The sequence below is a fragment of the Streptomyces vietnamensis genome (genome assembly GCF_000830005.1).
Classification (GTDB): Bacteria; Actinomycetota; Actinomycetes; order Streptomycetales; family Streptomycetaceae; genus Streptomyces; species Streptomyces vietnamensis.
This window is the reverse complement of the sequence record NZ_CP010407.1, coordinates 3573596-3594475: the sequence shown is the minus strand read 5'-3', so window position 1 is coordinate 3594475 and position 20880 is coordinate 3573596. Positions and strand designations below refer to the sequence as shown.

Genomic DNA, 20880 nt, shown 5'->3' with positions numbered 1-20880 from the left:
GGCTCCCGGCTGACCTGCGACGGAAGCGATTTTTGTTCTTCCCGATCGGGATGCTAATGTTTCACACGTCGCAAGGGCCTGTGGCGCAGTCTGGTAGCGCACCTCGTTCGCATCGAGGGGGTCTGGGGTTCAAATCCCCACAGGTCCACAGACGACTGTTCTTGAGTAGCTCTCAAGGACGTTGACGAAGATCCCGTCCGATCGAAAGATCGGGCGGGATCTTCGTCGTTCCGGGGGTCGCTCGATGCCCGTCCGGGGTGACCGTTCACGGGTGGCCACTGCCGGCCGCGCAGCCTGCGTCGCGGCCGATCGGTACGGTCATGTGCCGAGCGGGTCAGGGCCCTCCGTACAGCAGCTCCCCGTCGATGTCCGCGAGCCGGGCGCAGCCGGCGAGGGCCATGGACGTGGCGAGTTGGGCGCGGTACGAGTCCAGGAGGGTGGTGACGCCCGCGGCGCCGCCGAGGGCCAGGGACCAGACGACGGGACGGCCCAGCAGGACGGCCCGGGCGCCCAGGGCGAGGGCCACCAGCACGTCGGTGCCGGTGCGGATGCCGCCGTCGACGAGGACCGGGACCTCGGTGCCCACCGCCGCCGCGACAGCGGGGAGGGCGTCCGCGGAGGAGACCGCGCGGTCCAGCTGCCTGCCGCCGTGGTTGGAGACGATCAACCCGGCCGCGCCCGCGGCCACGCACGCCCTGGCGTCGTCGGCCCGCAACACCCCCTTGACCAGGACGGGCAGCCCGGACATCCGGTGCAGCCGGCCGATGGCGTCCAGACCCAGCGAAGGGTCCTGTTCCCAGCCGGGCAGCCGGGTGCCGATGCCCACCGAGCGGCACAGCTCGTCGTCCTCGGGCAGGGGCAGCGGCAGTCCCGAAGTCGCCCGGGGCGGCACGTACGGGGCGTCGACCGTCAGCACCAAGGCCCGCGCGCCGGCGGCGACGGCCCGATCGACCTGGCGGCGGGTGATCTCCGCGTCCCGCAGCCAGTACACCTGGTACCACCAGGGCCCGGCCACCGCGGCGACGTCCTCCGGGTGGCGGGTCGCGCGGGAGGAGAGCACGAGCAGCGAGCCGGCCGCGGCGACGCCCGCCGCCGTGGCCGTCTCGCCCTCGTCGTGCGCCATGCGGTGGAAGGCCGTCGGGCCGGCGAGCACCGGCGACGCGAGCCTGGTCCCCAGCAGGTCGACGCCCGTTTCGACGGACGAGACGTCGCGAAGCACCCGTGGCAGCAGCCGTCGGCCGCGCCAGGCGGCCGCCGCCTCGCCCACGCTTATTTCCTCGTCCGACCCGGCGGCGTAGAACTCGTACGCGGCCCTCGGCAGGACCTTGCGCGCCAGCTCGGCCAGCTCCCCCGACGCGCGGATGCCGGCGCTCGCCGAGCCGGAGAGTTCCTGTGCCACCGTCATGTCAGATCCAGTCCCCCGCGCCGCCGGCCGCACCGTCACCGGACACCGTGACCTCGAACTCCAGCGCCGCCACGGCCTGCCGGGCGCGCTCCACGGCCTCGGCCGCGTCCGCACCCCGGGCGCGTACGAAGGCCGCCCGGGACTCCGAGCTGTCCAGGTCCCCCAGCACGTCGCCGGCGTCGAGCAGGGCCTCGGCGGCCACCACGCCCGGCCGGGCGGCGGCTTCGTCCAGGCCGCCGATCCGCGCGAGGGTGCCGCGGGCCTGCGGGACGGCGAACCAGATCGCCTCCGGGCTGCGGTCCACCGACGGGTCGGCCAGCGTCTTGCGGATGTCCGCAAGGACCGGCTGTCCCAGCGTCTGGCGCACCACGCAGTCCACCAGGTCGACTCCGGTGACGTCGTGAACCAGGTACGGGATCTCGTCGCCGGCGAGTCGGACGTGGGTCTCGATGACCCGGGGTCCGGCCGCCGTCAGCACGACCTCGGTGTGGGTGACGCCGTACGTGATGTCGAGGGCATCGAGCAGCCGCCGCACGTACCCGTGCACCGCGTCGGTCTGCTCGGGGGACAGTTCGGCGGGCACGACGTGGCCGAGCTCGACGAAGCCCACCGGGTCGGAGAACTTCCGCGTCACGGCGAGGATCTCGTGCTCGCCGTCCTCGGAGAAGGCCTCGACGCTGAACTGCGGGCCCTCGTGGAAGCGCTCCACCAGCACGCCCGCGTCCGGGATGACCTCGAAGTCGGCCGCGGCGCGGGCGAAGGCCGCCTCCGCCTCCTCGGCGCTGCGGACCACGGAGACGCCGAAGCTGCCCGCTCCCTGCACCGGCTTGACCACGCACGGAGTGCCGTGCTGCGCGAGGAAGGCCCGCAGTTCGGCCACGTCGGCGACCCGCCCGCCCGGGGTCTCGTCCACGCCGAGTTCGGCCAGCCGACGGCGCATCGCGTCCTTGTCGTGGACATACGCGATGGTCTGCGGCGAGTGACAGGGCAGGCCCAGGGCCGCGGCGACCGCCGCGGCCCGGTCCTGGTCCCGCTCGCCGAAGGTGCCCACGCGGGTGAAGGGCTGCCTCTCGTGGACGGCGGCGGCCAGCGCGATCCACTCCGCGTCGGGGGCGTCGCTGCGCAGGGCCAGCACCCGGTCGTGCTGCCCGGGCTTGCGGATCTTGGGGACGAAGTCCATCCGGCACAGGATGGTCGTGACGACGTCCGGGCCGCCCGCGTCGCGGATCAGGCCGGGGATTTCCCTGCCGCCGCCGACGATCAGTACGTGTTCTGTCATGGGGTCACCTCGCTGGGAGAACTGGAAGGGGAAGAGAGCGCCGGGGCGGGCGTCGCGCGGGGCGCGCCGGTGGCCCGTACCACCACGGCGGCCAGCGCGAACACCGCGGCGAGCACGGCCCAGCCCGCCGTGCCCAGCGGCAGCAGCACGCCCGTCATCAGGACCGGGCCGACGATCTGCTGGCCGGTCATCCCCAGGCTGAAGGCGGCCAGGTAGCGGGACCGGGCCGGCGCGGGCGACAGCTCGTACGACAGGTTCCACACGGCGACCGAGTGCAGGTTCTCGCCCACCGTCAGCAGCACCACGGCGAGTACCGCACAGGCCGCGGCGGGCCACACCGGGACGTGCTCGGCGCCGGCGAACGCCGCGCACGAGACCAGCAGCGGGACGAGGGCGACGGGTACGAGTCTCAGGGCGCCCGCGGTGGTCTCGGCGAACCGGGCCACGTACACCTGGAGCAGCACGGTCAGCACGGTGTTGACCGCGAGCAGCACCGAGACCGCCGAGGACGGTGCGTCGGTGGCTGTGGTCAGCCACAGCGGCAGGAGCACGAAGAGCACCGAGTCGTGCAGTGACAGCACGCCGTTGGAGACGGTGAAGAGCATGAACCGCAGGTCCCGGAAGGGGCTGCGGACCGCTGTGGGCTGAGGCTCGGCGGCATCCGCCTGCGGTGCGGGGGCCGGCGGAGGCACGGCCGCGGCCCGGCGGCGCAGTTGCTCCACCACGGCGGCGATCACCCAGAAGGTCGCGGCGTTCGCCAGGAACAGCGCGACGAACGCCGCCCGTTCCTGGATCGCGAGGACCGCGCCCGCGAGCAGGAAGCCCGCGGTCAGGCCGATGTTGCGCACCGAGCGGATGGAGGCCATCGTCCGGGTCTGGTTCTGCCCGCCCTCGACGATGCCCACCACCACCTGCTGGAGGGGCGAGCAGCCACGGTCCAGAGCGGTGAGTACGCAGGTGAGCACGGCGTACGGCCAGAAGTCGTCGATCAGTGCGAATCCGGCGTAGCCGAGGCCGCGCAGCGTCAGCAGGGCGACGTACACCCGTACCGGACCCACTCGGTCGGCCAGCCGGCCGAGCGGCACGGGGCTGAGCAGCCCGGCCACCGCGGCGACGGACAGCACCAGGCCGACCCGGGCGGCGGGCAGGCCGACGACCGTGACGAAGTACAGGGTGGAGGCGGCCAGGAACATGCCCGAGCCGACCGAGTCGACCGCGGCGCCGGCCGCAAGCCGGCGTCCCGCGGGTGTCTTGGGCAGGATGGCGAGCAGCGCGCCGGCGATCCGGCCGGCCGCGCGCTGCTCCTCCTCCTTCGTGCCGCTCGGCTGCCCGCTCATACGCCGCTCCGTTCCGCGGACGCGGATCCGGCGATCCAGTCGACCAGTTCGGCGGTACGCCGTACGTGGACGGCTGTGGCGGCCTCCGGGGCCGGCTGGCGCAGGTGGTTCCAGGTGTACCGGCGGGCCGCGTTGACGCAGGCCTCGGCCTGTTCGTCCAGGTACGCCGGGGCGGCCGACAGCAGAGCCACGGCCAGCGCAAGCCGGCCGATGCGGTCCACCAGCACCCAGCCGCCGGCGGCGGTGTGCGCCGGGTCGGCCCCGACCCACTCGTCCCGCGTGGTGCCCAGGCCCGACAGCGCCGACTCGGCGATCTCCCAGGCGGCGGCCGCCCGGCCGGCCGGGCACGGGCCCAGCGCGGTACGCAGCCGATCGCGCACCCCGTCGTACACCTCGGCCGCGGCCAGCGCGGTGACCAGGGCCGCCACCTGGCCGTGCGCCGCCACGGCGGCACGTGCGGTGCCGTCCGGCGCGTCGGCGTCCGTCGCGGACCGGCCCGTTCCGGTCATGGCCAGGACGCGTGCGGTGTCCGTCTCCACGGCCCACAGCGCGCACCCGCGCAGTACGTCGGCCGCCGGAGCCGGGTCCTGCCCGCCGGCCGGGGCCGCCTGATGCGCGGCCCAGGCCCGGGCGGCCGCCAGGTCGATCAGCCGGTCGCACAGCTCCTCGTCCAGCGAGGCCCGCCAGGCAGAGGCACCGGCCGGACCGGCCTCGCCCGCCTCCGGTGCGTCCAGTACCGTCCGCAGCCGCCGCGTGGCGTTCTCCAGCGCGGCGGCCGCGGCGGCCGCACCCGCTTCCACGGTCGCCTCCACCGCGCTCACGCCCGCTCCAGCCAGCGCGCGTACCCGTCGTGCCGGCCACCGACCACGTCACGGAAGAGGTCGCGCAGCTGCTTGGTCACCGGGCCGACGCCGCCCGCACCCAGCGGGCGCTCGTCCACCGAGGCGACCGGCACGATCTCGGCGGCGGTCCCGGTCAGGAACGCCTCGTCCGCGATGTAGACCTCGCTGCGCGGGATGCTCCGCTCCGTCACCTGCAGGCCCAGGTCGCGGGCCATGGTGATGACGCTGTCACGGGTGATGCCCGGCAGGACCCCGTCGCTGACCGGCGGCGTGACCAGGGCGCCGTCGCGCACCAGGAACAGGTTGGCGGCCGAGGCCTCCGCGACGTGTCCGGTCGCGGTCAGCATCAGCGCGTCGTCGTATCCGGCACGCAGCGCGCCCACCTTGGCGAGCGCGCTGTTGACGTAGGCGCCGGTGGCCTTGGCGAGCGGCGGCACCGTCTGGTGGGAGTTGCGCTGCCAGTTGCTGACGATCAGCCGGCAGCCCTCCGCCTCGGCCTTGTCGCCGAGGTACGAGCCCCAGGGCCACACCGCGATCGACATCTTCACCGCGTCCAGCTGCGGCGCGACGCCCATCTCGCCGTAACCCAGGTAGGCGATGGGGCGGATGTAGCAGGATTCGTGGCCGTTGATCCGGACCAGTTCGAGCACCGCGGAGACCAGCTCTTCGTCGGTCCAGGGCAGTTCCATCAGGTACACGCGCGCCGAGTCGCGCAGCCGCGCGATGTGCTCGCGCAGCCGGAACACGGCCGGGCCCGAGTCCGTGGCGTAGGCGCGGATGCCCTCGTAGACGCCCCAGCCGTAGTGCAGGCTCGGCGTGAGCACATGCACCTTCGCGTCGTCCCAGGGGACCAGCTCGCCGTCCATCCAGATGAAGGGGGTCGGGGTCAGTGGCATGTCTGCTCAGTCTCCTTGTGAGGTGGTGCTGTCCTGCCCGAGGCCGAGCAGCCGGTCGCGCTCGCTCGCCCCTTGCAGGCGTACGGTCTCGTCGAGCTCCGCGCGGCCCTCGCCGGTGAAGCGGAACCAGCCGTGCCGCGCTTCGAGGTCGCAGCCGCGCAGCTTCTTCGCGTCGTAAGCGGCGAGGCCGTACCAGATCTCGCGCACGTCGTGGGCCAGTGCCCAGCGGATCGTCTCGTGGTAGGTGAGGGCGAAGTAGACGCCCCTGGCCCGGTCGTCGTCGAAGCCCGCCGTCCGCCCGTACAGGGCCCGGCCGGCCCGCAGGTACAGGACGAAGCCGAGGGTCTCGCCGTCGCGTTCGGCGCTCAGCACGAGGCAGCTGTCGCCGACCGTCTCGCGGATGGCGTCGAAGTCCCGCTGGACGCGGGGCCGTCCGCCGGGCAGCCCGTACTTGGCGCGCAGGGCGACCTGGAGGTCGACGACCGAGTCCGAGAGCGCCTCCGGTCCCTCACGGACCACGGTGCGGAAGCCGGCCTCCGCGTACTCGCCCAGCTCCCGGTGGGCACGCCTGCGCTTGCGGCTGGCCAGGCCCGCCAGGTACGCGTCCCAGTCCGGCGCGTCGAGCCGCAGGACGGACTCGGCGCCGAGCACGGCCGGGACGTGGCCGCGGGCCTCCGCCGCCGGGCCGAGAACAGCGGCCTGCTCGTCGGTGGCGTACAGCAGGGAGCTGCTGCGGCAGCCGAGTTCGGCCGCGGCCTCGTCCAGGAGGCGCGGCAGCTCGGCGAGGACCCGCGCCCGGCCGGCCGTGTCGCGGCCGGTGGCGTGCACGATGCCGTGGTGCGAGCCGAACACGGCCAGTGCCACGGAGGGGTACTGGCCGCGGCGGGCCTCGGCCAGGCTGCCGCCCAGCTCGTCCCAGCGTGCCCGCTCGGCCGGGGCCAGCAGCTCCGGGGCGCCGAAGGCGTTGAGCTCGCCGGTCATCTTCGGGGTGTCGTAGAAGAGCAGCCCGCCGCCGTCGCGGGTGACGAGCAGGGGGGCGAGGGCCACCAGCTCGCCGGACTCGCGTACGGCGAGGTAGCGGACCTCGTGCAGGTCGGTGCGCTCGGTGAAGCGCCACCAGCGGTCGTCCTCCCAGAACACCGCGGGCGCGGCGAGGGCCGGGAACGCGGCGGCGGTGGGCCGCTGGTCAGGGTGCAGGACCTCCGCGGTCAGGTCGCTCACCGGGACGCCCCCTCGGGCTCGGCGCCCGCCGGTTCCCAGCCGAACGCCGCTTCCGCCGCCGCGCCCGTCTTGTCGAGGAGGGCGAGCAGTTCCCCGGCGTCCTGCGCCTCGACCAGCCAGGTCGCGATGAAGTCGCCGGACTTGCGGCCCGCGTACCGGGCGCCGCCCCAGTCCTCGCCGAGTCGGGCGAGGACGGTGAACTCCCGTGTCCCGTCCGGCGCCTCGGCGGGCAGCCGGACGATGCGACCGTCGCGCGGCGGCAGGCCGAAGTTGGCCACCAGCGGCGCGGCGGCGGCGTGCGCGCGCACGGCGTCCAGGTCCACCGGCAGCCCGCACTCGATCCTGGCCCACAGGTGCCGCGGGTCAAGACCGAGCAGGGCCTCCAGCATGGCCGGGATCGGGGTGCCGCCCACCCGGCCGGCGATCTCACAGAGCACGATCCCGCCGGCGTCCGTCACGAAGAACTCGGCGTGCACGAAGAGCGCGGGGGCGGCGGGCAGCGCACCGACCAGCTTCCAGGTCTCCGCGACCAGCCGCTCGTACAGCGGGTCGTCGGCGGGCAGCGTCCAGCTGCCGTTGCCGGAGTCGGTCCAGTGCGACAGGCAGCCGCCGTCGGTGTAGACGGACGGCACGCACACCACCGGCTCCCCGCCGACGTGCAGCGCGTCCACATGACACATGCGACCGGTGACGTACCCCTCGACCTCGTGGTCCCCGGCGGTCAACCGGTCGGCCAGCTCCGGGATCCGCGCCGGGTCGTGCAGCACCGCGACGCCGGTGGAACCGGATCCGCCGCGCGGCTTGACCACGACCGGGCCCGGGTGGGCGGCCATGAACGCCTCGACGTCGGCCGCGGAGGCGACCGCCGCGAACGGCGGCACCGCCACCCCGCCCTCTGCCGCGAGCTCCTTCATCAGCACCTTGTCGCGGTACGCGCGGGCGCTTTCGGGGAGCTGGCCGGGCAGACCGAGTCCGGCGCGCAGCGCCGCGGCCCGCTCCACGTCCGCCTCGGCCAGGGCCAGTACGCGCGTGACGGCGTGCCGGCCGGCCATCCGCCGGGCGGCGTCGAGGACGGCGGCGTCGTCGGTGTAGTCCGGGACCCGTTCGACCTCGGCGAAGCCGGGCCCGGGGTCCACGCCCTCCGCGGTGACGGCGAGCAGTCGGCCCGACTTCTCGCGCAGCCACTCGGCGAACGGCAGGCCCGCGTTGCGCGGGCTGAGCAGGACGAGGATCATGCCGACACCTCCGGCCAGGCCACGCCCTGCTCCGCGGCGAGCGCCGCGAAGGCCGAAGCGGTGTGCGGATCCAGCGGAATGCCCAGCTCCGTGCGCTGGGCGGCGATCCGCCGCTGCGGGTCGCCGGGCACCTGGACGGGCTGCTCGGCATCGGCGCCGGGCCGGGTGCCGCGGGTGGTGTCGAGCATGCCGGCGAGCCCCGCCTCGAAGTCCTGCCGGCCGGTGAAGGCGGCCGGGTCCAGGCAGACGATCAGGTGGCCGATGCCGCGGCTGCGGCCGGGGGTGGACGCGCCGATGTGCTCCAGTTCCCAGTCGGCCGGCGAACCGGTCAGCACCGCGCCGAGCAGGGTGGCCACCATGGCCAGGCCCTGCCCCTTGTAGCCGCCCAGCGGCGAGAGCGCGTACGCCTGCTCGGGGTCGGTGGCCGGGCGGCCCTCGGCGTCGGTCGCCCAGCCGGGGTCCAGTGCCCGGCCTTGCTTGCGGCGCTCCTTGATCTCGCCGAAGCAGACCTGGCTCGTCGCCATGTCGAGGGCGAACTCGTCGCCCTCGACGGCGGCGGCGAAGCTCAACGGGTTGGTGCCGTACAGCGGTTCGGTCCCGGAGAAGGGGGCGACCCGCGAGGCGGCGGAGGTGGTGACGATGCCGACCAGGCCCTCCTGGGCCAGGTACCGGCTGTAGACGGAGGCCGCGCCGAAGTGGTTGGAGTTGCGGACGCCGACCGCGGCCACGCCGTGGCTGCGGGCCCGCTCGGCTGCGATCCGGGCGGCGGCCAGGCCGGCCACCACGCCCAGCGCCCCGTCGGCGTCGAGCATCACGGCCGCGCCGCTGTCCCGGACGGTACGGATCTCCGGACGGGCGGTGGCGATCTTGTCGGCCAACTCGTCGAGGTACTGCGGCAGCAGCCGCAGGCCATGGGTGTCGATGCCGCGCAGTGACGTCTCGGTCAGGGCCCGCGCCACCTCCCCGGCGTCCTCGGCGGACAGGCCGGCGCCGGTCAGGGCCGTCTCGGCCAGGGCCACGGCCGTGGCGGCCGGGAGCAGGGGCGCGGCCGGGGCCGCGCTGCCGGCGGATTCCCCGGCGGCCGTGGGGTGCTGCACGTCGTGCACGTGGGTCATGCGGGTCGGTTCGCCTTCCAGAGCATGAGGGAGGACGGGCCGTGGCCGTCCGGGAGGGTGCCGTCGCCGGGCCGGTCGCCGTCGAGATCGCTGCCGCCGTCGGGGCCGTCGCCGTCGTAAGCGCTGCCGCCGTCATGTCCGGCGCCACCCGGCAGGGCGTGGAAGCCGGTCGCGAGGCAGGCTTCCCGGGTGCCGTCGTGTCCGGTCCGGAGCCAGACGGTGTCCGCCCCGTCGGCGACCGCGCGCGTCACCGCTCCGCGGACGAGCGCCGCCAGTTCCTCGGCGGTCGCCGGGTCCGCGGACGGCGCGGGCAGCACGTCGAGCTGCCGGACCGTGTCCGCCGGGGCCCGGTCGGGCACCGGCCGACGCCGGATCCGTACCGAGGCCAGCGCCGTGCCGTCGCGGTGTACGGACAGCTCGTCGCCGTCCCATCCGGCCTGGCCGGCCGCCGCGGGACGCACGGTGAAGGCCGGTCCCCGGTACTCGGGCACGAAGCCCGTGCCGGCCGCCGGAGGCAGCGTGATGCGGCCCGTGTCGTCCAGCAGGACGCCGGTGCCGGTGTCCACAGCCAGGAGCGCGATGCTGTCGGCGTCGAGGTGGTCGACGAACGGGCCCAGGTGGGCCGTCGCGGAGACGCCCGCGCTGGACTCGGGCATGCAGCCGAGCATGGTGCCGAGGCCGGCGGCCCGTGCCGCGCGTAGCATCCGCAGGGCCGGCGTGACACCCCCGGCCTTCATCAACTTGAGGTTCACGCCGTGGAACGCCTGGGCGCAGGCGTCGAGGTCGTGCGGCCCGGTGATGCTCTCGTCGGCGTAGACCGGGATCGGGGACGTCTCCTTGAGCGCCTTGGCCGCCGCCCACGACTCGCGGGGGAAGGGCTGCTCAAGGAGCGTCACGCCGAGTTCGGCCATCGCGCCGAGCGCGGCGGCCGTCGCGGCGGGCTCCCAGCCGCAGTTCCCGTCGACGAAGAACGGTGCGTCGGTGTGTTCGCGCAGCGCCTTCAGGATGTGCAGGTCACCGGGGGCGGCCAGCTTGACCTTGTACGCGGGCCAGCCCGGTCGGTCAAGGAGCTTGCGCACCATCACATCGGGCTCGTCAAGACCGATGCTGTAGCTGGAGTGCAGTTCCCCGGGCTCGTCGGCGCCCAGCCGCCGCCACAGCGGTACGTCGGCCAGCCGGGCCGCCAGGTCGTGCGCGGCCACGTCCAGCGCGGCCAGCGCGAACGGCGAGTCGGCCAGCAGCGGGGCCAGTACCGACCAGGCGCCCTCGGGGTCGTCGGCCGGCAGCTCCCGCAGGACGCCGGCGACGGAGCGCAGCGAGGCGTGCAGCGCGTCGAGCGAGGAGTTGTAGCGGTCGGTCATGAAGGCCGAGGCCTCGCCGAAGCCGGAACGGCCGCCCGCCGTCAGCTCGACGAGCACGCCCGGCTGCACCGGGATCGCCTCCCGGGCGCTGCGCCAGATGTCGTGGTCCGTGAGGCGGATCTCGTGGACGTGGAGCCTCACCACTGCTCCCCTGCGTACGCCGGCAGGGTGGTGCCGAAGGAGACCGGCTTGAGCTCGTCGTACCACTGGGCGTGCTCGTCGTACGCCGCGAAGAACGGCCGCCCGACCCAATCGGGCCGGCGGGCCTGGAGGAAGCTGAGGACGAACGCCTTCTCGCCCGCCACCTCCGTGGTGCCGTGCAGCATGACCTTGCCGGGTGCGGCCGACATCACCGGGCCGCGGGCGGTCCTGGCCAGGCCGGAGACGCCGCGGACGGCCTCGCGGTAGATGTCGAGGGCGCGGGCGAGGGGCAGGCCGAAGTAGCTGCTCGCCCCGGTGTCGCGCTCCACGAACATGTAGTAGGGGATGACGCCCAGTTCGACCTGGAGCTGCCACATCCGCGACCAGGCGGCCGGGTCGTCGTTGACGTGCGCGACCAGCGGGGCCTGCGCCCGTATCTCGGCGCCGGTGGCGCGGATCCGGGCGATCGCCTCGCGCACCTGGTCCGTCTCCAGCTCCCGCGGGTGCGAGAAGTGCGCCATGAGGGCCACGTGCCGGCCCTGTGCGACGCACTGTTCGAGCAGCCGCAGCAGGTCGTCCGCGTCCGGGCCCGTGGTGAACCGCTGCGGCCAGTACGACAGCGCCTTGGTGCCGAACCGCAGGGTGCGCACCGACGGGGTCTGTGCGAGCAGCGGCTCGACCCAGCGGCGTACCACGTCGGTCCGCATGATCATCGGGTCGCCGCCGGTGAACAGCACGTCGGTGACCTCGGGGTGGTGGGCCAGGTAGCCCGTGAGGTCCGCCGGGTCGCGCAGCGCCTGGCGCAGCTCCTCCTGGCTGACGAACTGCGCCCAGCGGAAGCAGTAGCCGCAGTACGAGTGGCAGGTCTGCCCCTGGGAGGGGAAGACCAGCACCGTCTCGGCGTACTTGTGCTGGAGTCCGTCGAGGCGGCGGCCGTCCAGGGTGGGCACGTTGGCCTCGAGCTGGTCGCCCGGGTGCGGGTTGAGGTCCCGCTGGGCGGCGGTGGCGGCCTCGCGCAGCTCGGCGCGCGGCGCCCCGGCGTCCAGCAGCGCCGCCATCCGGTCGAAGACCGGCGCGGGCAGCATGTCGCGGTGGGGGAAGGTGAGCCGGAAGATCGGGTCGTCGGGCGCCGCCGACCAGTCGATCAGCTCGTCGGCCACGTACTCGTTGACCTTGAAGGGCAGGACGCCGGCGACCACGCGCAGGTCGCGGACGTACTCGTCCGGCATGCCGCGGTCCCGCGCGAGCTGCGCGAGGCGCTCGTTCGCGTAGTGCTTCACCAGGCTTCTCGATTCCCGCTCAGCGTGCGACGTGGGACTTGGACCAGTCGAACTCGACGAGGTCCTGGACGCCCATGCGCTCGATCAGGGTGTGCAGGCCGGTGTAGTCGCGGACGAGGCGGCTGCGGCTCTGCTCGGCCTGGCAGTCCTGGAGCATCTCGTGGCCGCCCTCGACGCCGACGAGGTCCATGATCCGGTGCCACGTCGTGTAGTCGGTGGCGACGAAGGCCTCCAGGCCCTCGAAGAGCATGTCGCGGAAGAAGCGCTGCTTCTTCTCGTCGAGGCGGTCGTGGACGACCTCGGCCAGCACGGCGGAGATCGAGGCGTGGCAGTACTCGTCGCGGTTGTGCAGCTTGGCCGTGCTGCTGTTGATCGGCTGGATGTCCGGGTCGTCGGCGAGCAGGTCCAGGTAGGCGTTGATGGAGATCTCGGAGACCGTCGCGAAGGCGAGGGTGGTCAGCGAGGCCTCCCAGCGCTCGCTCGCGCTCTCGCGCAGCCGCAGGTGCTCGCGCGCCGTGTGGGAGATCGGCAGCTCGTGGTCGGGCATCGCCCAGCCGCGCTTGCGCCGGGTGACGGCGCTGGCGTTGAGGTGCATCAGCGTGTGGTACTGCTCGTCGACCATGGCCTGGGCCAGCGAGATGTTGAGCGCCTCGTCCTGGAGTTCGGGGTACTCGCCCTCCATGACCAGGGCGAAGGCGGGGTTGGCCACCTTCTGCTCGGCCATGATGGTGTGCCGGTTGTACGCGATCCAGGCCCAGCTGAGCAGCTGGGTCTTCTTCTCCGGGTCCAGCGCCCGGAACGTGGGGTGGTCGCGGAAGGGCAGGATCCGCTCGGGGTAGTCCGGCCGGTCGAGCTCGAAGAGCTCGTCGAGGTTGGGCTCGTCGCGCTTGACGGTGGCGCGGCGCTGCCAGTTGCCGACCAGGCGGCGGATGACGGCGCTCTCGATCTGGTCGTCGGGGTTGTGGCGGGGCACGCCCTCGGGCAGTCCCCTGAGCTCCTCCGGCAGTCCGGTGGGGAACTCTTCGTCCTGAGCCGGTTCGTTCCGGTCGTCAGCCATGGTTCTGGGCCTCACGTGGTGTCAATGTCGGTGGACTGGTGACAGCCGCTGCCGTGTCGGCGCGGGCCGCAGTGCCTGGACGGCCCACTGCGGGCGCGACGGCGCGCGGTCGGCCGGCTTCGGTACGGGTCTGCGCTCGGCAGCCGGCTTCGGTACGGGTCAGCGCTGGGCAGCCGGCGGCGGTACGGGCCGGCGGCGGCCGGTCGCGGGTCAGCGCTGGGCGGCGATCCAGTAGCGGGTGAGGTGGCGCCGCTTGTCCGTGTAGGCGGAACGCGCGTGCACCATGCGCTGGTTGTCCCAGACCAGAACGTGGTTCTCGGGGATGAGTACCGAGACGCGGTTCTCCCGGAAGAAGGCCTCGGCCTGCTCCGCGAGGTGGATGCCGAAGCTGCCGAGCGGCAGCTGGTCGGGGTCGACGGAGGCGTCGACCGGCGGGTCGTACTGGCCGGTGGTCAGCAGGTTGTAGCTGAAGCGCAGGACCTCCTGGCCGCCGTCGGTGACCTCGACGACCGGGCGGCGCACGCCTTCGGTGCCGACGCCTCCGGTGTTGTGGCCGATCCAGTCGATGGTGTGCTCGTAGAGCGCGGCCCGGTCGCGCTCGGGCAGCGAGGCGACGAACTGCCGCATGTCGGCGAGTTCGGTGTGCCCGCTGCCGCAGGTGGCCTGGACCCGGCAGTGCAGGGCCAGATAGGTGGGCGGCGGGTTCCAGCCCGGTGCCTCGGTGTGCACCAGGATCGTGTTGACGCTCTTGGAGTAGCGGCGCTCCTCGAATCCCGGGGCGGCCTTCACCTGGTAGCGCAGCGAGCCGTCGTACTGCGGGACCAGCTCACCGAAGACGCCGACCGCAGCGGCCGCCTCTTCGTCCGTGGTGATTCCCTCGAGCAGCGTGTACCCCTGCTCGGCAAGTTCCCGAGTGTGAACATCAAGGGCCGTAGACATGAAGGATTCCCCCATCCTCAGTTGACCTTACGGCCGGGTGGCGGTCCGGTGACCCGGTCGAGATCGAGCCCCCCCGGCGCATCCCCGGGTGATCCTCCGGGAGGGGCGGGCGGGGGCGCAACGTCTCTAGTTGTGAGATAAATCACGGGAACCAAAGGGCTTCCGACCTGCTTCAGTGTCAGGCATTTCCCCAGGTGAACCGGGTCTGAATGGGCCTGATTCGCATCCGGTCGAGTAGTCGGTTGCTGCATGGGGCGTCTGGTTAGCATGCGGCGTATGACCACTATCGGTATCCGTCCCGCAGTGCGGGACGACATCGCAGCCATCGTTGCCATGCTCGCGGACGACGCACTGGGCGCTACTCGTGAGTCACCGGACGATCTGACTCCCTATCTGTCAGCATATGAGCGACTGCAAAGCGATCCGAACCAGCTGCTGGTCGTCGCCGATCGCGACGGCGAGGTCGTCGGCACCCTCCAGCTCACGGTCATTCCGGGGCTGTCCCGCAAGGGCTCGACCCGCTCGATCATCGAGGGTGTACGGATCCACAGCTCCGAGCGCGGCCACGGCCTCGGCGCCCAGCTCATCGAGTGGGCCGTCGACGAGTCCCGCCGCCAGGGCTGCCAACTGGTGCAGCTCACCTCGGACTCGGCCCGCACCGACGCCCACCGCTTCTACGAGCGCTTGGGTTTCACGGGCTCGCACGTGGGATTCAAGTTGCAGCTCTGACAGGCCCGTTCGCCATGCCGTCCGAGAGACGGCCGTACGGCGAGGGTGCCCTTGGACCGGGGCGCCGGCTCGGCGGGGGCGTCAGGTCAGCGGCTTCGCGAAGCAGCGGCTGTTGGGGTAGTCGCGGTAGTGGCCGAACTTGGCGCAGGGCTCGTAGCCGCTGGAGGTGTAGAGGGCTATCGCCTCCGGCTGGGCGGTGCCCGTCTCCAGGACCATGCGGGTGCGGCCGGCGGCGCGGGCGTCGGCTTCGAGGGCCGCGAGGATGCGGCGGGCCAGGCCCAGGCCGCGGGCCTCGGGGATCACGTACATGCGCTTGAGCTCGGCGTCGCCGTCCGCGTAGCCCTCGTCGTTCTCGTCCTGGGTGCGCCAGCCGCCCGTGGCGACCGGCCGGCCCTCGGAGTCGTACGCGAGGAGGTAGAGGCCGTGGGGCGGGACGAACATCCCGGGGTCCAGGGGTGTGGCGTCGCCCTCCTCGTCGCCGTAGCGGACGGCGTACTCCGCCTGGACCGCGTCGTTGAGTTTGACGGCGTCGGGGTGGTCATAGGGCGTGGGCTGGATGTTCATACGGTGGATCGTACATGTATGCGACGGGAAGGTGTCGGTATTCTCCCGGGATGCTCACTGTCACGACCGCGAATGTCAATGGTCTCCGCGCCGCCGCCAAGAAGGGCTTCGTCGAGTGGCTGGCCGGCACCTCCGCCGACGCCGTCTGCCTCCAGGAGGTCCGCGCCGAGGAGGCGCAGCTGCCCGAGGAGGTGCGCAGCCCCGAGGGCTGGTTCACCGTCCACGCCCCCGCCGCCGCCAAGGGGCGCGCCGGCGTCTCCCTCTACACCCGCCGCGAGCCCGACGCCGTACGGATCGGCTTCGGGTCCGCCGAGTTCGACTCCAGCGGCCGGTACGTCGAGGCCGACCTGCCCGGCGTGACCGTCGCCAGCCTCTACCTGCCCTCCGGCGAGGTCGGCACCGAGCGCCAGGACGAGAAGTACCGGTTCATGAGCGAGTTCCTGCCCTACCTCAAGGAGCTCAGGACCCGTGCCGCCGCCGAGGGGCGCGAGGTCGTCGTCTGCGGCGACTGGAACATCGCCCACCGCGAGGCCGACCTCAAGAACTGGAAGTCCAACAAGAAGAACGCCGGCTTCCTGCCCGAGGAGCGGGAATGGCTGAGCCGGGTCCTCGACGAGGGCGACGGCGGCTACGTCGACGTCGTGCGGGCGCTCCACCCCGAGCAGGAGGGGCCCTACTCCTGGTGGTCCTACCGCGGGCGCGCCTTCGACAACGACAGCGGCTGGCGGATCGATTACCAGATCGCCACCCCCGGGCTCGCCGCCAAGGCCGTCAAGGCCTACGTCGAGCGGGCCGCCACCCATGCCGAGCGGTGGAGCGACCACGCCCCCGTGACCGCCGTCTACGAGCTCTAGGGCGGGGCGCGGGGCCGTCAGGGGGTCTCGCGCAGCCGCCTGTCGAGTGCCAGTGAGAGCTCCGCCTCCACCACGCTCTTCGCCAGCGGGCGCAGCCGCCACAGGTCGTCGTCCTTCGCGTGGGCGCGCAGGAGTTCGGTGAAGAGCTCGGCGAGGGCGTCGGCGTGTTCGCGGACGCGGGCGCCCGCCTTGAGGACCTCGGCGAGCGGGACGCCCTCCCGGACCAGGGCGGCGGAGACGTCGAGCAGTCGGCGGCTGATGTGGACGATCTCCTCGCCGTCGGTGACGAGGTAGCCGAGGTCGAGGGCGGCGGCGAGGTTCTCGGCGGTGACCTCGCCGGCGAAGTGGTCGGCGAGCTCCTCGGGGGTGAGGCGGACCGGCTCCTCCTCGGAGGGGGCGGGGAGGGCGAGGACCTCGCGGACGTTGCGGCCGCTCTCGAAGGCGGTGGTGAGGTCGGCGATGCCGTTGAGGGTGTGGCCGCGCTCCAGGAGGGCGGCGATGGTGCGCAGCCGGGCCAGGTGGTTGTCGTCGTACCAGGCGATGCGGCCCTCGCGGCGGGGCGGCGGGATCAGGCCGCGCTCGCGGTAGAAGCGCAGGGTGCGCACGGTGATGCCGGCGGCGGAGGCGAGTTCCTCCATGCGGTACTCGCGGGGCGCGGGTGTGCCCGCGGCCGGCCCGCCCGTGTGGGGCGCGGGTACGCCGGCGTTCGGCTCGCGCGGGTCGTCCTGTGCGTCCGTCTCGGGACGTGATCCTTCTGCCACACCCGCCAGCCTAAGTTGTACCGCCGGTAACTTTCCCTCGCCGTACCCCTACCGCTCGGTATGGAGCTGCTCTACAGTCCCGACTGTGCCAGTGATTGCTGGCGTAATTGGCCGGGCGCGCGGGAGGCGGCATGGCGAAGCACGAGCACGTACGGGTGGCGGTGATCGGGTCGGGATTCGGCGGCATCGGGGCCGCCGTCCGGCTGCGCCGCGAGGGGATCACCGACTTCGTCGTCCTGGAGCGGGCCGACTCCGTGGGCGGCGCCTGGCGCGACAACAGCTACCCCGGCTGCGCCTGCGACGTCCCCTCCCACCTCTACTCCTTCTCCTTCGCGCCCAACCCGGACTGGCCCCGGACCTTCTCCGGACAGCGCCACATCCGCGCCTACCTGGAGCACGTCACCGACACCTTCGGGATCCGTCCGCACCTGCGCCTGAACCACGAGATGCTGCGGGCGGAGTGGGACGCGGAGGCGCTGCGCTGGGAGATCGAGACCAGCGGCGGCACCTTCAGCGCCGAGGTCCTCATCTCCGCCGCCGGGCCGCTCTCCGACCCGCAGATCCCCGACATCCCGGGCCTCGCCGACTTCCCCGGCAAGGTCTTCCACTCGGCGCGGTGGGACCACGACTACGACCTGCGCGGCAAGCGCGTCGCCATGGTCGGCACCGGCGCCTCCGCCATCCAGATCGTGCCGGAGATCCAGCGCGAGGTCGGCAGGCTCACCCTCTTCCAGCGCACGCCCCCGTGGGTCATGCCCCGCATGGACCGCTCGATCAGCGGCGCCGAGCGCTGGCTCCACCGCACGCTCCCGGCCACGGCGACCCTGCGCCGGGGCCTCCTCTGGGGCATCCGCGAGCTGCAGGTCGGCGCCTTCACCAAGCACCCGAACGAACTCGGCCTGGTCGAGAAGCTCGCCAAGGCCAACATCGCGCGCTCCATCAAGGACCCGGAGCTGCGGGCCAAGCTGACGCCCTCGTACCGCATCGGCTGCAAGCGGATCCTGCTCTCCAACACGTACTACCCGGCGCTCGCCCAGCCCAATGTGGACGTCGTCGCCTCCGGGCTCCGCGAGGTCCGCGGCTCGACCGTGATCGCCGCCGACGGCACCGAGACCGAGGTCGACGCGATCGTCTTCGGCACGGGCTTCCACGTCACCGACATCCCGATCGCGTCCCGCGTCGTCGGCGCCGAGGGGCACACGCTCGCCGAGTCCTGGAAGGACGGGGTCAAGGTGCTGCGCGGGGCCACCGCCGGCGGCTTCCCCAACCTCATGATGATCATCGGGCCGAACACCGGCCTCGGGAACTCCTCCATGATCCTCATGATCGAGTCCCAGCTGAACTACATGGCCGACTACCTCCGCCAGATCGACATCCTCGGCGGCCGCACCGCCCTCGCCGTCCGCCCCTCCGCCGTGAACGCCTGGAACCGCAAGGTCCAGTCCCGGATGGAGCGGACCGTCTGGAAGGCCGGCGGCTGCAACAGCTGGTACCTCGACGCCAACGGCCGCAACACCACCCTGTGGCCGGGCACCACGGCCGAGTTCCGGCGCGAGACCCGGCAGGTCGACCTCTCCGAGTACGAGGTGATCCGCGCGCCCAGGCCGGCGCCGGCGCCCAAGCCCGAGCCGGCCCCGAAGTCCGCCCGTACCTCCCGGAAGAAGGAGACCGCCAAGTGACGCTCCAGAGCCTTCCCGCGCCCCGCGCGCTCACCGCCGTCTCCGCCGACGGCTCCCCGATCCACGTCGAGGTGTACGGCCCCGAGGGCGCGCCCGCCGTGGTCCTCTCCCACGGCTGGACCTGCTCGATCGCCTTCTGGACCGAGCAGATACGGGCCCTCGCCGCCGACCACCGGGTCATCGCCTACGACCAGCGCGGCCACGGCCGCTCCCCGGCGCCCGCCGCGACCGGCGGCGCGGGCTACTCCACGACGGCGCTCGCCGACGACCTGGAGGCGGTGCTCGCCGCCACCCTCGGTCCCGGCGAGCGGGCCGTGATCGCCGGCCACTCCATGGGCGGCATGACGGTCATGGCGGCCGCACGGCGGCCCGGCTTCCGGCAGCACGCCGCCGCCGTCCTGCTCTGCTCCACCGGCCCCTCGCGGCTGACCGCCGAGGCCACCGTCGTCCCGCTCGGGCCCGGCGGGCTGCGCAGCCGGCTGACCAAGGCCGTCCTCGGCGCGAAGGCGCCGCTCGGCCCGGTGAACGCCGTCTCGAAGAAGGTCCTGAGGTACGCGACGATGGGACCGGGTTCGGCGCCGGAGCGCGTCGAGGCCTGTGCCCGGATCGTGCACGCCTGCCCGCGCGGCGCCCGCCACGGCTGGTCGCAGGTCCTGGCCGGGCTCGACCTCGAAGCGGGCCTCCGGGAGCTGCGGCTGCCGGTGGCCGTCCTCGTCGGCACCGCCGACCGGCTCACTCCGCCCGTCCACTCCCATGCGATGGCGGAGGCGCTGCCGCACTGCACGGGCCTCGTCACGCTGGCGGGCATGGGCCACATGACACCGGTGGAGGCCCCGGAGGCCGTCACCGCGCAGATCCGCGAACTGACCCTGACGTACCTGGGCGTCAAGGAGAACGAGGAGGCAGGGGCATGAGCAGGGTGAGCCTGGAAGGACAGGTCGCGGTCGTCACCGGCGGGGCCCGCGGGGTCGGGGAGCTCCTCGCCCGCAAGCTCTCCGCGCGCGGCGCGAAGATCGCGCTGGTCGGTCTGGAGCCGGAGCAGCTGAAGGAGGTCGCCGGGCGGCTGCACACCGAGGCCGACTGGTGGCACGCCGACGTCACCGACCACGAGGCGATGGCCCGGGTCGCGGCCGAGGTGAAGGAACGGTTCGGGAAGGTCGACATCGTCGTCGCCAACGCCGGTGTCGCGGCGGGCGGTCCGTTCGTCGACTCCGACCCGGTCGCCTGGCGGCGGGTCATCGAGGTCAACCTGATCGGCGGCGCGGTGACGGGCCGGGCGTTCCTGCCGGTCCTCATGGAGTCGCGCGGGTACTTCCTCCAGATCGCCTCGCTCGCCGCGATCACGCCCGCCCCGATGATGACGGCGTACTGCGCCTCCAAGTCGGGCGTCGAGGCCTTCGCGCACAGCCTGCGCGCCGAGGTCGCGTACAAGGGCGTGAAGGTCGGCGTCGGCTATCTGTCCTGGACCGACACGGACATGGTGCGGGGCGCGGACCAGGACGACGTGATGAAGGAGCTGCGGCAGCGGCTGCCGTGGCCCTCGAACCGCACGTACCCCCTCGGCCCGGCCGTCGACCGGATCGTCGCGGGCATCGAGCGGCGCTCGGCCCATGTGTACGCACAGTGGTGGCTGCGCGGGATGCAGTCGGTCCGCGGCTACCTGCCGAGCCTGATCGCCACGGTCGGGCAGCGCGAGATGCGGCGTTTCGAGCCGCGCCTGAGCTCGGTCTCCAAGGGGCTGGTGGGTGCGGGCGGGGCTGCGGACGAGCAGGCGCGGGCGGAGGGTTCCTCGGCGCGGTAGCCGTCCGTAACCGATCGAAATGCGTGGAGTGTTCGCTCGTGCGAGGCTGGTCGAGCCCGAGGGGCACATCGCCCCGACCCCCCTCGCACCCCTTCTAGGAGTGAACTTCCATGGGCATGCAGGACCAGTTCAAGGACAAGGCCAAGCAGGCGGCGGAGAAGGCCAAGCAGGCCGCCGGCAAGGCGAAGGACGAGGCCTCCCAGCGTGCCTCCCAGGGCCGCGGGCGCGCCGACGAGGAGACCCGCCGGGCCCAGCAGGAGGAGCAGGACCGTCTCGACATGGACTACGACGCCTGACGTCGGCCCGTCCTTGAGGAAGGCGCACCCGGGGCCCCGGGTGCGCCTTCTGCCGTGGCCGGCCGTGAGGGACCGAAAAGCTGTACGT

20 protein-coding genes and 1 tRNA gene are annotated in these 20880 nt (G+C 73.1%); 7 read left to right on the top strand and 14 right to left on the bottom strand.

The genetic code is table 11. The features are described from left to right. Positions 1-74: 74 nt before the first annotated feature. A tRNA-Ala gene (locus SVTN_RS15870) sits at positions 75-148 on the top strand. Between the two features lie 186 nt (positions 149-334). Here the strand turns inward: SVTN_RS15870 and SVTN_RS15865 are convergent. The 12 genes from SVTN_RS15865 to SVTN_RS15810 all read right to left on the bottom strand — a co-directional run bounded on the left by SVTN_RS15865 (position 335) and on the right by SVTN_RS15810 (position 14108). Then, positions 335-1405, bottom strand: coding sequence for an alpha-hydroxy acid oxidase (locus SVTN_RS15865; protein WP_052499147.1), 1071 nt, complete (start codon positions 1403-1405; stop codon positions 335-337). A gap of 1 nt (position 1406) precedes the next feature. Further along, entirely contained in the window at positions 1407-2684 is a 1278-nt protein-coding gene (locus SVTN_RS15860; protein WP_052499146.1) for an ATP-grasp domain-containing protein, read from the bottom strand. Next, positions 2681-4021: an MFS transporter gene (locus SVTN_RS15855; protein ID WP_052499145.1), complete on the bottom strand. Its 1341-nt coding sequence runs from the start codon at positions 4019-4021 to the stop codon at positions 2681-2683. Before SVTN_RS15855 ends, SVTN_RS15860 begins: the two co-directional genes overlap by 4 nt. Further along, positions 4018-4842: a hypothetical protein gene (locus SVTN_RS43220; RefSeq protein ID WP_052499144.1), complete on the bottom strand. Its 825-nt coding sequence runs from the start codon at positions 4840-4842 to the stop codon at positions 4018-4020. The genes SVTN_RS15855 and SVTN_RS43220 overlap by 4 nt, the downstream gene beginning before the upstream one ends. Next, the gene (locus tag SVTN_RS15845; RefSeq protein WP_041129683.1) at positions 4839-5759 is read right to left on the bottom strand and encodes a branched-chain amino acid transaminase; all 921 of its coding nucleotides are present in this window, start codon (positions 5757-5759) and stop codon (positions 4839-4841) included. The genes SVTN_RS43220 and SVTN_RS15845 overlap by 4 nt, the downstream gene beginning before the upstream one ends. Positions 5760-5765: 6 nt before the next feature. Continuing rightward, positions 5766-6980, bottom strand: a complete 1215-nt coding sequence (locus SVTN_RS15840; RefSeq protein ID WP_052499143.1) for a GNAT family N-acetyltransferase — start codon at positions 6978-6980, stop codon at positions 5766-5768. Further along, complete coding sequence (locus SVTN_RS15835; protein ID WP_052499142.1) at positions 6977-8215, bottom strand: ATP-grasp domain-containing protein; 1239 nt, start codon at positions 8213-8215, stop codon at positions 6977-6979. The genes SVTN_RS15840 and SVTN_RS15835 overlap by 4 nt, the downstream gene beginning before the upstream one ends. Further along, positions 8212-9330, bottom strand: a complete 1119-nt coding sequence (locus tag SVTN_RS15830) for an Ldh family oxidoreductase (protein WP_078908372.1) — start codon at positions 9328-9330, stop codon at positions 8212-8214. The genes SVTN_RS15835 and SVTN_RS15830 overlap by 4 nt, the downstream gene beginning before the upstream one ends. Beyond that, positions 9327-10832: a dipeptide epimerase gene (locus tag SVTN_RS15825; protein ID WP_052499141.1), complete on the bottom strand. Its 1506-nt coding sequence runs from the start codon at positions 10830-10832 to the stop codon at positions 9327-9329. The genes SVTN_RS15830 and SVTN_RS15825 overlap by 4 nt, the downstream gene beginning before the upstream one ends. Further along, positions 10829-12112 (bottom strand): KamA family radical SAM protein, encoded by a 1284-nt coding sequence (locus tag SVTN_RS15820; protein WP_218922680.1) that lies wholly within the window; start codon positions 12110-12112, stop codon positions 10829-10831. Before SVTN_RS15820 ends, SVTN_RS15825 begins: the two co-directional genes overlap by 4 nt. Positions 12113-12131: 19 nt before the next feature. Continuing rightward, complete coding sequence (locus SVTN_RS15815) at positions 12132-13169, bottom strand: AurF N-oxygenase family protein (RefSeq protein WP_052499139.1); 1038 nt, start codon at positions 13167-13169, stop codon at positions 12132-12134. 210 nt (positions 13170-13379) lie between these two features. Beyond that, complete coding sequence (locus SVTN_RS15810; protein ID WP_041133931.1) at positions 13380-14108, bottom strand: TauD/TfdA family dioxygenase; 729 nt, start codon at positions 14106-14108, stop codon at positions 13380-13382. A gap of 276 nt (positions 14109-14384) precedes the next feature. Between SVTN_RS15810 and SVTN_RS15805 the strand changes: the two genes are divergently transcribed. Beyond that, positions 14385-14837: a GNAT family N-acetyltransferase gene (locus SVTN_RS15805; protein ID WP_041133930.1), complete on the top strand. Its 453-nt coding sequence runs from the start codon at positions 14385-14387 to the stop codon at positions 14835-14837. A gap of 81 nt (positions 14838-14918) precedes the next feature. Here SVTN_RS15805 and SVTN_RS15800 read toward each other — a convergent pair whose 3' ends face one another. Then, positions 14919-15401, bottom strand: a complete 483-nt coding sequence (locus SVTN_RS15800) for a GNAT family N-acetyltransferase (protein ID WP_041129682.1) — start codon at positions 15399-15401, stop codon at positions 14919-14921. Between the two features lie 50 nt (positions 15402-15451). On the opposite strand from SVTN_RS15800, the gene SVTN_RS15795 reads away from it, so the two are divergent. Continuing rightward, entirely contained in the window at positions 15452-16255 is an 804-nt protein-coding gene (locus tag SVTN_RS15795; RefSeq protein WP_041129681.1) for an exodeoxyribonuclease III, read from the top strand. A 17-nt stretch (positions 16256-16272) separates the two neighbouring features. On the opposite strand, the gene SVTN_RS15790 is transcribed toward SVTN_RS15795, so the two are convergent. Next, a complete protein-coding gene (locus SVTN_RS15790) occupies positions 16273-16893 on the bottom strand; it encodes a MerR family transcriptional regulator (RefSeq protein WP_041129680.1) in 621 nt (206 codons plus the stop codon). Between the two features lie 254 nt (positions 16894-17147). On the opposite strand from SVTN_RS15790, the gene SVTN_RS15785 reads away from it, so the two are divergent. From SVTN_RS15785 to SVTN_RS15770, 4 genes are all read left to right on the top strand, one after another. After that, positions 17148-18695 carry a flavin-containing monooxygenase gene (locus tag SVTN_RS15785; RefSeq protein ID WP_041129679.1) on the top strand — a complete coding sequence of 516 codons (1548 nt, stop codon included), beginning with the start codon at positions 17148-17150 and terminating at the stop codon, positions 18693-18695. Further along, positions 18692-19609, top strand: coding sequence for an alpha/beta fold hydrolase (locus SVTN_RS15780; protein WP_041129678.1), 918 nt, complete (start codon positions 18692-18694; stop codon positions 19607-19609). The genes SVTN_RS15785 and SVTN_RS15780 overlap by 4 nt, the downstream gene beginning before the upstream one ends. After that, positions 19606-20496 (top strand): SDR family oxidoreductase, encoded by an 891-nt coding sequence (locus tag SVTN_RS15775; protein ID WP_041129677.1) that lies wholly within the window; start codon positions 19606-19608, stop codon positions 20494-20496. Before SVTN_RS15780 ends, SVTN_RS15775 begins: the two co-directional genes overlap by 4 nt. Before the next feature lie 110 nt (positions 20497-20606). After that, positions 20607-20792: a hypothetical protein gene (locus tag SVTN_RS15770; RefSeq protein ID WP_041129676.1), complete on the top strand. Its 186-nt coding sequence runs from the start codon at positions 20607-20609 to the stop codon at positions 20790-20792. The last annotated feature ends 88 nt before the right edge of the window (positions 20793-20880 follow it).

Bases quoted from the DNA above. Each gene is read 5' to 3' on its own strand.
- SVTN_RS15830 (WP_078908372.1), bottom strand. From the start codon at position 9,330: ATGACCCACGTGCACGACGTGCAGCACCCCACGGCCGCCGGGGAATCC.
- SVTN_RS15835 (WP_052499142.1), bottom strand. From the start codon at position 8,215: ATGATCCTCGTCCTGCTCAGCCCGCGCAACGCGGGCCTGCCGTTCGCC.
- SVTN_RS15795 (WP_041129681.1), top strand. From the start codon at position 15,452: ATGCTCACTGTCACGACCGCGAATGTCAATGGTCTCCGCGCCGCCGCC.
- SVTN_RS15845 (WP_041129683.1), bottom strand. From the start codon at position 5,759: ATGCCACTGACCCCGACCCCCTTCATCTGGATGGACGGCGAGCTGGTC.
- SVTN_RS15810 (WP_041133931.1), bottom strand. From the start codon at position 14,108: ATGTCTACGGCCCTTGATGTTCACACTCGGGAACTTGCCGAGCAGGGG.
- SVTN_RS15770 (WP_041129676.1), top strand. From the start codon at position 20,607: ATGGGCATGCAGGACCAGTTCAAGGACAAGGCCAAGCAGGCGGCGGAG.
- SVTN_RS15785 (WP_041129679.1), top strand. From the start codon at position 17,148: ATGGCGAAGCACGAGCACGTACGGGTGGCGGTGATCGGGTCGGGATTC.
- SVTN_RS15815 (WP_052499139.1), bottom strand. From the start codon at position 13,169: ATGGCTGACGACCGGAACGAACCGGCTCAGGACGAAGAGTTCCCCACC.
- SVTN_RS15855 (WP_052499145.1), bottom strand. From the start codon at position 4,021: ATGAGCGGGCAGCCGAGCGGCACGAAGGAGGAGGAGCAGCGCGCGGCC.
- SVTN_RS15800 (WP_041129682.1), bottom strand. From the start codon at position 15,401: ATGAACATCCAGCCCACGCCCTATGACCACCCCGACGCCGTCAAACTC.
- SVTN_RS15805 (WP_041133930.1), top strand. From the start codon at position 14,385: ATGACCACTATCGGTATCCGTCCCGCAGTGCGGGACGACATCGCAGCC.
- SVTN_RS15860 (WP_052499146.1), bottom strand. From the start codon at position 2,684: ATGACAGAACACGTACTGATCGTCGGCGGCGGCAGGGAAATCCCCGGC.
- SVTN_RS15865 (WP_052499147.1), bottom strand. From the start codon at position 1,405: ATGACGGTGGCACAGGAACTCTCCGGCTCGGCGAGCGCCGGCATCCGC.
- SVTN_RS15790 (WP_041129680.1), bottom strand. From the start codon at position 16,893: ATGGAGGAACTCGCCTCCGCCGCCGGCATCACCGTGCGCACCCTGCGC.
- SVTN_RS15775 (WP_041129677.1), top strand. From the start codon at position 19,606: ATGAGCAGGGTGAGCCTGGAAGGACAGGTCGCGGTCGTCACCGGCGGG.